Source organism: Curtobacterium sp. Curtsp22 (assembly GCF_059492135.1).
This window is the reverse complement of sequence record NZ_CP168519.1, coordinates 1209006-1220538: the sequence shown is the minus strand read 5'-3', so window position 1 is coordinate 1220538 and position 11533 is coordinate 1209006. Positions and strand designations below refer to the sequence as shown.

Below are 11533 nucleotides of genomic sequence, written 5' to 3'. Positions count from 1 at the left end.
CGAAGCAACTGTCCACAGGATGTCGGACCCGATTGACATCATCGAACACATGTTCGAATATGAGGGCATGCAGACGGCGGCGGCACTCCGATCGCCCGGGGCTCACGGAGAGCCGACCGGGCGGCCCGGTCCTGCCCGGCCGGTGCGGCGGGTCGACCACCTCGGTGACGCCCGCGCCGCACTCGAACGGATCACCTCGCTGCGGTCGCGTGTGGCCGAGATGGAGTCCACCCGGGTCGACACCGAGGGGCTGCCCACGGCCGAGGCGCTCGCACCGCTCCTGCCGGGTGGTGCGATCCGCGTGGGCGGGTCCTACTCGGTGCACGAGTCGGTGCTCCTCGCGATGACGATGCTGCAGGCAGCCTCGGCCGCCGGTGCATGGTGCGCGGTGGTGGGGGTGCCGTCCTTCGGGGTCGAGGCAGCGGCCGCGGCCGGCATCGACCTCGAACGGCTCGTGCTCGTACCGGACCCGGGTGACCAGTGGCTCACCGTGACGGCCGCGCTGGCGGACGTCGCCCAGATCGTCCTCACCCGTCCGCTCGGTCGGGTGGTTCCCGGCGACGTCTCCCGGCTGTCGGCACGGCTGCGTCAGCGTGGTGGGGCGCTCGTCGCGCTCGGGTCCTGGCCCGGGGCCGACGTCTCGCTGCGGGTGACCCGGTCCGAGTGGAGCGGCATCGGGGACGGGCACGGCTTCCTGACGGAACGACGGGTCACGGTGTCGGCGTCCGGTCGTGCCGGAGCGGGCCGACCGGTGGACGCCGACCTGCTGCTGCCAGCGGCGGACGGCACGGTCCGGGCCGCCGTCCCCACCGCTGCGGCGTCCGGCCCCGGCCGGACGACACCCGTGCTGCGTCCCGTGGCGGTGGCGTCGTGAGCCCCCGGGGCGGCGGCCGGACCCGGACGACCGGGTCCCGGGTCACCGGTGCCCTCGCCGGACGCGGGCCCGGGGCCGGCGCGGGTGCGGCGGGCGTGCCCGATGCACGGTCGATCCGAGCCGACGCACTCGCCCGCGGTGGGGCGCTGCCCGAGCCCCCGCCGACCCGGACGATCGTGCTGTGGTGCCCGGACTGGCCGGTGATCGCGGCCGCTCGCGCTGCTGGGTCGCCGCCGGACCACCCGTTCGCCCTCGTGGTGAAGGGCCAGGTGTACGCCAGTTCCGCCAGTGCTCGGCAGCACGGCGTGGTCCGGGGGCTCCGCGTGCGCGAGGCACAGGCGCGCTGCCCCGAGCTCGTCGTGCAGCCCTACGACGACGCGCTCGACCACCGGGCGTTCGAACCGGTCATCCGCGCGGTCGAGGCGGCGGTCCCCGGTGTCGAGGTCCTCCGCCCGGGCACCCTCGCGCTGCGGTCCCGCGGGCCGGCCCGGTACTACGGCGGCGAGCGAGCGGCCGCGGCGACCCTCGCCGGCATCGCTGCCGACCACGGTGCCCCCGGGGTGCGGGCCGGCGTCGCGGACACCCCGTTCGCCGCCGAACAGGCCGCTCGGGCTCGGCCAGCTCGTCCGGGGGAACGGGTGCGGATCGTGCCCGTCGACGGCTCGGCACCGTTCCTGGCCGGGCTGCCGCTCGGGGTGCTCGGCGACGCCGACCTCGCGATGCTGCTCGGACGCCTCGGCATCCAGACCCTCGGCGAGTTCGCCGCGCTGGCCGACGAGCAGGTGCGCGACCGGTTCGGACTCGCCGGGGCGTTCCTGCACCGGCTCGCCGGCGGCCGTGACCCGCGAGCGGTCGCGGCGCGCGCGGTCCCGCCCGAACTCCGGGTCGAGGCGTCGTTCGAACCCCCGCTCGACCGTGCCGACCAGATCGCGTTCGCGTTCCGTCGCTCCGCCGACGACTTCGCCGCACGCCTGCGGGCAGCCGGACTCGTCGCCACCACGATCCGGGTCGGCATCGTCGACGAGCGGGACATCCTGCTCGAGCGCACGTGGGTGCACCCGCGCTGGTTCGACGCCGCCGACGTGGTGGACCGGGTCCGCTGGCAGCTCGCCGGCGGGGTGGACCCGACCGGGCTCGAGGCGCCGGTCGTCCAGGTGGTGCTCGAGCCCGTCGCGGTCGACGACATGGCGAACCACGAACGCGGGCTCTGGGGGACCGGGCCGGACGAACGCGTGCACCACGGGCTCGCACGCGTGCAGGGACTGGTCGGGCACGACGGGGTGGTCACGCCACGGATCGGCGGCGGGCGCACCCTGGCCGAACGCGTGGTGCTCGTGCCGTGGGGCGACGCTCCCGTCGGCGGCGAGCGTGCGCTGGCGACCGTCCGCGACCGCCCGTGGCCCGGCAAGCTGCCCGGCCCGCCGCCGGCGACCGTGCTCGACCGTCCCCGCCCGGTGGACGTCGTCACCGGCGACGGCGGCACCGTCGACGTCGACGACCGCGGCGTCCTCACCGGGGTCCCGGAACGGTTCCGTGCCGAGGGGGAGCGTGGTGGCCGGTTCGACGCCGTGACCGCGTGGGCCGGACCGTGGCCGCTCGTCGTGCGCTGGTGGGAGGCCGGCGGACGCCGACTCCACCGGTTGCAGCTCGTCGACGCCGACGGACGTGCGTGGTACCTCGTGCTCGCCGACCACCGGTGGTGGGCCGAGGCGGTGGCGACGTGACCGCCCGGACGGGAACGCACTGATGGGGTACAGCAACCCGCCGATCCCGTGGTCCCAGTTCGAACGTGCGCTGTCCGACAAGCGGAGCCCCGGCAGCACGCACGACGGCGACGGCGGGGACAGCCCCGCGTGGTCCCGCAAGCGCGAGCCCTACGCGCCGACGACCCCGCCGGTGGCCGACGACACGAACGTGCCGGTCGTGCCGTACGCCGAGCTGCACGCGCACTCGACGTTCAGCTTCCTCGACGGCGCGAGCGGCCCGGAACAGCTCTTCGAAGAGGCCGCTCGGTTGCACCTGCACGGGCTCGCCCTCACCGACCACGACGGCTTCTACGGTGCCGCGCGCATGGCCGAGGTGGCCGAGGCCTACCCGACCGTCGCCACGGTGTACGGCACCGAGCTGTCCCTCGGGCTGACCGAACCGCAGAACGGCGTACCCGACCCCGAGGGCACGCACCTGCTCCTGCTGGCGGACGGGCAGGACGGGTACCACCGGCTCGCCGGTGCCGTCACCCGGGCGCACCTGGCCGCCGGCGCCGAGAAGGGACGACCCCGGTACGACCTCGACGACCTCGCAGCACGGTCGGACGGGCACTGGCGCGTGCTGACCGGGTGCCGCAAGGGGGCCGTCCGGCAGGCGCTCGAGCGCGGGGGCGAGTCCGCGGCCGAGGACGCCCTGCGCGCCCTGCTCGACCGGTTCGGCACGGCGGGGGTCGTCGTCGAGCTCACCGACCACGGCGACCCGATGGACACCGCGCGGAACGACGCCCTGGCCGCCCTCGCCGCGAAGCACGCGCTGCCCACGGTGGCCACGGGCAACGTGCACTACGCCACCCCGGACCGCTTCCCGGTGGCGACGGCGCTCGCCGCGGTCCGGGCCCGCCGAAGTCTCGACGAGATCGACGGCTGGCTGCCGGCCGCACCGACGGCCCACCTCCGCTCGGGGGCCGAGATGACCCGGCGGTTCGCCCGCTACCCCGGGGCGGTCGAGCACAGCGTCGAACTCGCCGACGAGCTCGGGTTCCGGTTGAAGACGGTCAAGCCCGGGCTGCCCGACATCGACGTCCCCGACGGACACACCACGATGTCCTGGCTGCGGGAGCTCACCTGGCGCGGTGCCCGCCGGTTCTACCCCGGCAGCGCCGACGGCGTCGACCCGCAGAAGCGCGAGCGGATCGAACGCGAGCTCTCGGTGATCGAGGACAAGGACTTCCCCGGCTACTTCCTCATCGTGCGGGACATGGTGCAGTACGCCCGTGAGCGCGGGATCCTCTGCCAGGGCCGCGGTTCGGCCGCGAACTCGGCGGTCTGCTACCTGCTCGAGATCACCGCGGTCGACTCGATCCGCTACGGGCTGCCGTTCGAACGGTTCCTGTCGGCCATGCGCGACGAGGAACCCGACATCGACGTCGACTTCGACTCCGACCGGCGTGAAGAGGTCATCCAGTACGTCTACGAGAAGTACGGCCGGTTCAACGCCGCACAGGTCGCGAACGTCATCACCTACCGGCCGAAGGGCGCCGTGCGGGACATGGCGAAGGCGCTCGGCCACAGCCCAGGGCAGCAGGACGCCTGGTCGAAGCAGGTCGAACGCTGGGGCTCGGTGACCGAGAGCCAAGACCACGACATCCCGGACACCGTGGTCGACATGGCGCAGCAGGTGCTCGGGTTCCCCCGGCACCTCGGCATCCACTCCGGCGGCATGGTCCTCACCGACCGGCCCGTGGGCGAGGTCGTGCCGATCGAGCACGCCCGCATGGACGGCCGGACGGTGCTGCAGTGGGACAAGGACGACTGCGCCTACATGGGGCTCGTGAAGTTCGACATGCTCGGGCTCGGCATGCTCGCCGCGCTGCAGTACTCGTTCGACCTCGCCGACGAGCACTGCGGGGAGCGGTGGGACATGCACTCCATCCCGAAGGAGGAACAGGGCGTCTACGACCAGCTGTGCCGCGCGGACACCATCGGGGTGTTCCAGGTGGAGTCCCGAGCGCAGATGGGGACGCTGCCCCGACTGCTGCCGCGGCGCTTCTACGACCTCGTGATCGAGGTCGCCCTGGTGCGCCCCGGGCCGATCCAGGGCGGCGCGGTCCACCCGTACATCCGGCGGCGCACGGGCGAAGAGCCGATCACGTACATCCACCCGTCGCTCGAACCCGTGCTCGAGCGGACCCTCGGCGTCCCGCTCTTCCAGGAACAACTCATGCAGATGGCGATCGCGGTGGGCGGGTGCTCGGGGGACGACGCCGACCTGCTCCGGCGCGCGATGGGATCGAAGCGCGGGCACGAGAAGATCGACCGGCTGCGCGAGAAGCTCTACGCCGGGATGGCCGCGAACGACATCCACGGCGAGGACGCCGACGCCATCTACGCCAAGATCCAGGTGTTCGCGAACTTCGGCTTCGCGGAGAGCCACTCCATCAGCTTCGCGCTCATCGTCTACGCCAGCGCGTGGATGCGGCTGCACTACCCCGGAGCCTTCCTCGCCGCGCTGCTCCGTGCGCAGCCGATGGGGTTCTACTCACCCCAGACCCTGGTGGCCGACGCCCGACGGCACGGGGTCACCGTCCTGCGACCGGACATCCTGCGGTCCGGCGTGGACGCCACGTTGGAGCCGCTGCACGACGACGCCGCCGACGACGACGCCGACGGTGGTCCAGGAGGCGCGGCGCACGTCCACGCGACGGGTCACGACGACTGCCTGGCCGAGGAACAGCCCCCGGTGCTGCCGTTCGACAAGGCCACGCCAGACGACACGGCGCGGCACCGGCGGGACGGCGCCTTCGCGGTCCGCCTCGGATTGGCCGAGGTCTCCTCGCTCGGCCGGAAGAGCGCCGAGAAGATCGTCGCCGAGCGGGACGCCCACGGTCCCTTCACCGACATGTCCGACCTCGCTCGCCGTGTCGGCCTGACCACGGCGCAGCTCGAGGCGCTCGCCGCCGCCGACGCCTTCGCGTCGATCGGGGTCGACCGGCGCGGTGGGATGTGGTCGGCAGCACAGGCCGCGGCCGAGCGTCCCGACCAGCTGCCCGACACCCAGGTGACGGTGCAGCCGCCACTGTTCGGGCAGATGACCAGCGGTGACGTCCTCATCGCGGACATGTGGTCGACGGGGATGACGACGGACGACCATCCCGTGCGGCACGTCCGTGACAGCCTCGTGGCCCGCGGGGTGCTCAGCGTCCAGGACACCGCGACGGCCGAGACCGGACGGCGGGTCGAGGTCGGGGGGATCGTGACGCACCGGCAGCGTCCGGCGACGGCGTCCGGCATCACGTTCATGAACGTCGAGGACGAGACCGGGCTGGTGAACGTGATCTGCAGCGTCGGCGTGTGGGGGCGGTACCGACGGGTCGCGCGCGAGGCGCCGGCCGTGATCGTGCGGGGGATCCTCGAGCGGTCGCCGGACGGGGTCGTGAACCTGGTGGCCGACCGGATCGAACACCTGTCCCTGTCGGTCCGCACCCGGTCGAGGGACTTCCAGTGACCGACCGGCTACTGCACCTCGGGGATGCGGATCGTGACCTCGAGCCCGCCGGACCGCACGTTCCGGAGCGACGCCGTCCCGCCAGCCCGCTCCGCCACGGCACGCACGATCGCGAGCCCGAGTCCGGAACCACCCGGCAGGGGGATCGTGCCGATCGCGGGGTCGGGGTTCGGGCGGGACTTCCGGGCCTCGTCGGGGCGGGTGAACCGGTCGAAGGCGACGGGGATGAACGACTCCGGCACGCCGGGGCCGTCGTCCGTGATCTGAAGGATCCCCTCGCCGCCGGCACTGCGCCACGAGACGAAGACGCCGCCGCCGCGGGGGAGTGCCGACACCGCGTTGCCGGCGATGTTCGTGACGAGCTGCGCCATGCCACCGGTGTCGAGCCGGTACCGCGGCTCCACGGTGCCGCCGCCGATGCCCGGGCCGGAACCCCCGACGGCGACCGGGGACTCCAGGTCGAAGTCGACGGTGATGTCCTTGGCGGACGCGATGAGCCGGACGCGGTCGACGGCACTCATGACCTCGTCGCCGAGGTCCGACCAGCCCGTGGGCTGCTGTTCGGCGCCGTCCTGTTCGCGGCGCTCGGACTCCTCGATGCGCGACAGCGCGAGCAGGTCGTTCGCCAGGCGGGACAGCCGCGCGACGCTGAGCTTCGCGCGCTCGATGTGGGCGGCGAGGGCGGCCGCGTCGTCCCCGTCGAGGGACGCCAGGTCGAGCTGGGTCGTCAGGATCGCGAGGGGCGTGCGGAGTTCGTGGCTCGCGTCCGAGACCATCTGGCGCTCGCGTTCGGTGGCCTGGCGCGTGCGGGCGAGGAAGGCGTTGAGGGTCGTCGCCAGCGAGGCGAGTTCGTCCTGGGCCGGACCGACCGGCAGCTCGGCGCGCTCGGGGGCGACGGAGAGGCGCTCGGCCTCGCGGCGCATCCGGTTCACCGGGCGCAGGGCGGCGGTCGCGAGCACCCACGAGGCGACGCCGAACGCGACCAGGATCGCGAGCCCGGTGAGCGACAGCGTCGAGGTCAGGTCGTCGACGACGATCGCCTCGGCTTGCGAGTTGCGGGCCGCCACGACCGTCCACCGACCCGCCTGGTTGACGGGGTGCTCGACGACGACGCGGTACTCCGAGCCGGCGACCCGGATGAGGGACGTCCCGGCCTTCGTCTCGGTGAGGCTGCCGAGTGCGCGCTCGACGCGGGGCGGCATGGTCGACAGGGCGATGTCACCGGACGGCGAGACCACGGCCACGAGCTGCGCGTTGCCCGGCGGGGACAGGTCGGGGTCGCTGTCGACCTCGAGCGTGGCCACGTACGGGTCGGCGTCCGCGTCGAGCAGGGTGCGCGTGGCACTCGCGACGACGCTGACCACCTGGAACCGCATGACGAGCACGAGCAGCACGATGACCACCGCCGCGATCGCCGTGGACCCGATGGTGATCCGAGCGCGGAGCGACAGGTTCCGCAGCGGACGGATCAGGCCACGCCCGGAACCGGTCACGCCCCGAGCAGATCGAGCCGGTAGCCGCGGCCGCGCACGGTGGAGATCGCGACCGTCGCCTCGTGCGAGGTCAGCTTCTTGCGGAGGTACGAGATGTACTGCTCGACGACGTTCGGGTCGACGTGCTGCGAGCCGTCCCAGACCTCTTCGAGGATCTTCGGGCGGTCGACCACTGTGCCCACCGACCGTGCGAGCAGCCGGAGGAGCGCGAACTCGGTGGGGCTCACGGCGACCCGCTGGCCCTTGATCAGGATGCGACGGGCCTCGGAGTCGATCGCGACGTCGCCCACCTCGATGGTGCGCGGGGCGCCGGCGGACTCGCGACGGCCGAGGGCGCGGAGACGAGCGGTGAGCTCGGCGAAGGCGAACGGCTTCGTGAGGTAGTCGTCGGCGCCGGCGTCGAGGCCGAACACGCGGTCGTCCACGGCGTCCCGCGCGGTCACGAGGAGGATCCGGACCGGGTCCTCGCGCTCGCGGATGCGTCGGGCGAGCTCGAAGCCGGACATGCCGGGCATCATGACGTCCACGACGGCCAGGTCGAACGCCTGGTCGCCGAGCGCGATCAGCGCCTCGACCCCGTTCTCGACCGCGGTGACGCGGTACCCCTCTGCCGCGAGCCCACGCTCCATGAGCGCGCGCATCTCGTCATCATCCTCGACCACCAACAGGCGCATAGCGACCTCCTCGACCCCATCGTGGCATCGAACCTGTACATGCGGGAGATCCCACGGCTGAACTCGCTGAATCTCGTCACAGTCACGGCGGCCGGACAGGTAGAACGGTCTGTCCCCCGTTCGTGGGACGTGAGGACTGCTTGCTTCGTTGCTATGCTCGCGCACCGGAAGCGGCGTACCCGACGTCACATCCGCAGTGGGGGCACCATGAACGACATGCCGGAACACCCGGCCCTCGTCCGTCTGCGTGCCGAGCTCGACGCCGCTTGGAAGGGCATCGGCGTGCTCGGCGACATGGAGGACGACAGCCGCGACCGTGTGGTCGCCGAGCTCCGGGCGGCGGTCCCGGACATCGCGAGCGTCGCCGCTCGTGCCGCGGGGGCCGATGCCGTCGTGGCCGAGATCAGCCGGTTCGCGAGCGTCGAGGTCGTCTCGAGCGACTCGACCGTGCCGACGGCGACGATCTGGGACGACATCGTGCACTCGGCGGCCGAGGCGGCGTCCGCCGCACGCTGACGCGCCACAAGCGCCCGCGCACGCGCCCGCGCCTGCCCACGGGCAGCGTCAGTCGTCCTCGCCGAGCAGCTCCTCGCGCACGCGCCGGATGTCCTCGAGCAGCGCCCCGATCAGGATCCAGTGCCGCGAGTTCGGCCGGATCACCTCGAGCGGCGCCGTGAGTGCCGGCTCCGCGACGTCCTCGTCGTGCTGCGGCGACGTCGGCACCGACCACCGGGGCCGAGGGGACGCAGCGGTCGACACGGGCACCTCCTTCGCGGCGACCCGGGCACTGAGCGCCCGGACGTCGGCAGCGATCCGGGCGACCTCGGTGGCGATGCTCCCGACGACGGGGTCGGCCCGGAGGTCGGGCGCCGTGTTGTCCTGGATCGCCCGGGTCATGCCGGTGACCCGGGTGACGAGCACACGCAGGTGTTCGGCCACGACGATGTCCTCGTCGAGGACGGTCCGGTGCCGGCCGCCGCGCGGGTTCATCGTGAGGGACTCCCGGGCCGCGGTGAGCGAGGCCTCGGCGCGGGCGTGCTGCTGCCGGAGCGCCCGGGCCTGCAGGAGCGCCTCGTGCCAGCGGTCCTGGTCCCACCCCTCGGTGAGCCCGATCGCGACCCGCTCGAACGCGGCGGCGGTGTCCCGGGCGAGCCGTGCGACCGCGAGGTGCGCCGGACCGAGCAGCACCGGCGGCACGATGAGCGCGTTCACGATGAGGGCGACGATCGCTCCCAGGACGGTCTCGAGGATCCGGTCGGCCGAGTAGTTCGGCGTGACGACGCCCGCGGTCAGCACGAGCATGCCGCTGATGCCGACCTGCGTCGCCGAGGTCGGAGTGAGCCGCAGCGCCCACGCGATGAGGATCGCGAGCACGATGACGAGCAGGACGACCCACACGGTGTCGCCGAGCAGCAGGTGGAACCCGGTGGCGAGCACGACGCCGAGGACGACCCCGGCGCTGCGCTCGAGTCCCTTCACGAACGACTGGTTGATGCTCGGCTGCACCACGAGCAGCGCGGCGATCGCGGCGAAGGTCGGGAACGGGCCGTCGATGAGCACCCGGCACAGCAGCACGGCGGCGACCACCGCGACCGCGGTCTTGACGACCTGCAGGAACGGCGTGCGACTGGAGCTGCGGAGACGCGCGACCGGGTTCACGACGACCACGGTAGCCACGGTGCGCGCGCCGAGCCGTGCACGAACGCGACGAATCCCGCCCCGTCCGGTTGACTGGTCTCGTGTGGCCCAACCATGAGCGCGTCATCCCGCAGGCCTTCGCCGGCTCCGGGACCTCCGTGGTGGCCGCACGCGCGCACTCGGTCGAACCCTCGGGCAACGGCTACCTGTACGGCTACGAGGTCGACACCGTGGACCGCAACGGCCAGCGCGCCACGGTCCTGACCTACGTCGACACCGGCGGGACCCACGACCAGAACAGCGCGATCGTCACCGACCCCGCGACGGGCGAGCCGGTCTCGGTGTGGGCGTACCCGAACGACCCCGGGCTGCCGGTGCTGCCCCAGGTGACCTACCGCGACGCCGTCGCCGAGCTGCTCACGACGCTCGGCATGCCGGTCACCGACCCGACCCTCACGGTCGCGGCGTACCGACCGGGCAAGCGTGCGGTGGTGCGGGTCGACGCCGCCGAGGGGACCCTCTTCCTCAAGGTCGTGCGTCCGCACCGGGTGGCCCCGATCGAGAAGTCGCACGAGCAGTTCGTCGCCGCCGGACTGCCGGTGCCGCGGGTGCTGTCGAGCCGTGGGGACGGTCTGCTCGTCCTCGAACGCATCCGCGGGGTCCCCGCCGGCAGCCGCATCCTCGAGATCGCGGACGACCCGCGCTTCGTGGCCTCCCTCGCCGCGCTCACCGGGCGGATCGCGACGGTCCCGATGACGCAGCAGGCCCGCGCCGACGCGATGGACCACGCCGACTGGCACCGCCGCACCCTCGTCGCCGCGCTGCCGCAGGACGCCGAGGAGATCGACGCGCTCTACGACGCCATCGGACGACGCTCGATCGGCTGGGCGACCGCGACGAAGCAGGTCGTGCACGGCGACCTGCACCTCGAGCAGGTCTTCGTCGACGAGGACGAGCCGTGGCGCATCTCCGGCCTGCTCGACATCGACACGGCGGGCTGGGGCTACCCGGTGCGCGACATCGGTGCCGTGGTGGCGCACCTCGTCGTCACGGGGCTGTGGCACCGGTCGCGCGGCGACGCGGAGCGCGGGGCGGCCGCCGAACGCCTCGCCGACGCCGTCGCGCGGGACTGGATCGCGCGCAACCCCGACCAGTCGGACCGGATCGGTCCGGCGATCGGCGCGCAACTGCTCGCGCACGCCGGCGGCCAGGCCACGACCGGCTCCGCGAACGGGATCCACACGGCGGAGCAGCTGCTGGCAGCGACGCAGGCGGCCCTCGCGGAGGCGACGCCGATCGTCCCGTCCGACGGCCTCCTCCGCCCGCGCTCCGCACCACAGGCCTGACGCGACCACCTGCGCGACGCCGGTCGCGGGACGGGTCCGCACCGCGCCTCCTGGACCGGACAGCAGGCGGATCCCAGGAGGCGCGACTCGCGCGGGCGTCGTCGAGTCGCCTCCGTCGGTGGTCGGGGAGTAAACTGAGCGCGCACGCACCGCGTTCCCGCGTGCCGCGTCGATTCCGGACGCAGCAGTCGGTCACTTGACCGACGTGGGAACCGGGTCCGTGATCGCTCCGAGGGGGCATCACGTGCGTGTGACGGCGCCGGATCCCGGCGCGGACCGTCGCATCCGGCTCCACCC

Annotated in this window: 8 protein-coding genes; 5 read left to right on the top strand and 3 right to left on the bottom strand. The window is 73.3% G+C overall.

The window, feature by feature from the left end:
• Window positions 1-49: 49 nt before the first annotated feature.
• The 3 genes from imuA' (at window position 50) to ACEN8D_RS05745 (ending at window position 6085) form a co-directional block, all read left to right on the top strand.
• Window positions 50-874 (top strand): DnaE2-dependent mutagenesis accessory factor ImuA', encoded by an 825-nt coding sequence (imuA', locus tag ACEN8D_RS05755; protein WP_181015132.1) that lies wholly within the window; start codon window positions 50-52, stop codon window positions 872-874.
• Window positions 875-987: 113 nt separating this feature from the next.
• Entirely contained in the window at window positions 988-2598 is a 1611-nt protein-coding gene (locus ACEN8D_RS05750) for a DNA polymerase Y family protein (protein WP_495601244.1), read from the top strand.
• A gap of 22 nt (window positions 2599-2620) precedes the next feature.
• Entirely contained in the window at window positions 2621-6085 is a 3465-nt protein-coding gene (locus ACEN8D_RS05745) for an error-prone DNA polymerase (RefSeq protein ID WP_413399329.1), read from the top strand.
• 8 nt (window positions 6086-6093) lie between these two features.
• On the opposite strand, the gene ACEN8D_RS05740 is transcribed toward ACEN8D_RS05745, so the two are convergent.
• Window positions 6094-7578, bottom strand: a complete 1485-nt coding sequence (locus ACEN8D_RS05740) for a sensor histidine kinase (RefSeq protein WP_413399328.1) — start codon at window positions 7576-7578, stop codon at window positions 6094-6096.
• Window positions 7575-8252, bottom strand: a complete 678-nt coding sequence (locus ACEN8D_RS05735; protein WP_070416542.1) for a response regulator transcription factor — start codon at window positions 8250-8252, stop codon at window positions 7575-7577. Before ACEN8D_RS05735 ends, ACEN8D_RS05740 begins: the two co-directional genes overlap by 4 nt.
• Window positions 8253-8468: 216 nt before the next feature.
• Between ACEN8D_RS05735 and ACEN8D_RS05730 the strand changes: the two genes are divergently transcribed.
• Entirely contained in the window at window positions 8469-8768 is a 300-nt protein-coding gene (locus ACEN8D_RS05730; RefSeq protein ID WP_139199160.1) for a hypothetical protein, read from the top strand.
• A 48-nt stretch (window positions 8769-8816) separates the two neighbouring features.
• Here ACEN8D_RS05730 and ACEN8D_RS05725 read toward each other — a convergent pair whose 3' ends face one another.
• A complete protein-coding gene (locus ACEN8D_RS05725; RefSeq protein ID WP_092384860.1) occupies window positions 8817-9911 on the bottom strand; it encodes an FUSC family protein in 1095 nt (364 codons plus the stop codon).
• 80 nt (window positions 9912-9991) lie between these two features.
• Here ACEN8D_RS05725 and ACEN8D_RS05720 point away from each other — a divergent pair, with 80 nt between their 5' ends.
• Window positions 9992-11236, top strand: coding sequence for an aminoglycoside phosphotransferase family protein (locus tag ACEN8D_RS05720; RefSeq protein ID WP_071295406.1), 1245 nt, complete (start codon window positions 9992-9994; stop codon window positions 11234-11236).
• Window positions 11237-11533: the final 297 nt, after the last annotated feature.

Excerpts from the sequence above, each read along its gene's own strand:
- ACEN8D_RS05745 (WP_413399329.1), top strand. The coding sequence starts at position 2,621 with ATGGGGTACAGCAACCCGCCGATCCCGTGGTCCCAGTTCGAACGTGCG.
- imuA' (WP_181015132.1), top strand. The coding sequence starts at position 50 with ATGTTCGAATATGAGGGCATGCAGACGGCGGCGGCACTCCGATCGCCC.
- ACEN8D_RS05735 (WP_070416542.1), bottom strand. The coding sequence starts at position 8,252 with ATGCGCCTGTTGGTGGTCGAGGATGATGACGAGATGCGCGCGCTCATG.
- ACEN8D_RS05730 (WP_139199160.1), top strand. The coding sequence starts at position 8,469 with ATGCCGGAACACCCGGCCCTCGTCCGTCTGCGTGCCGAGCTCGACGCC.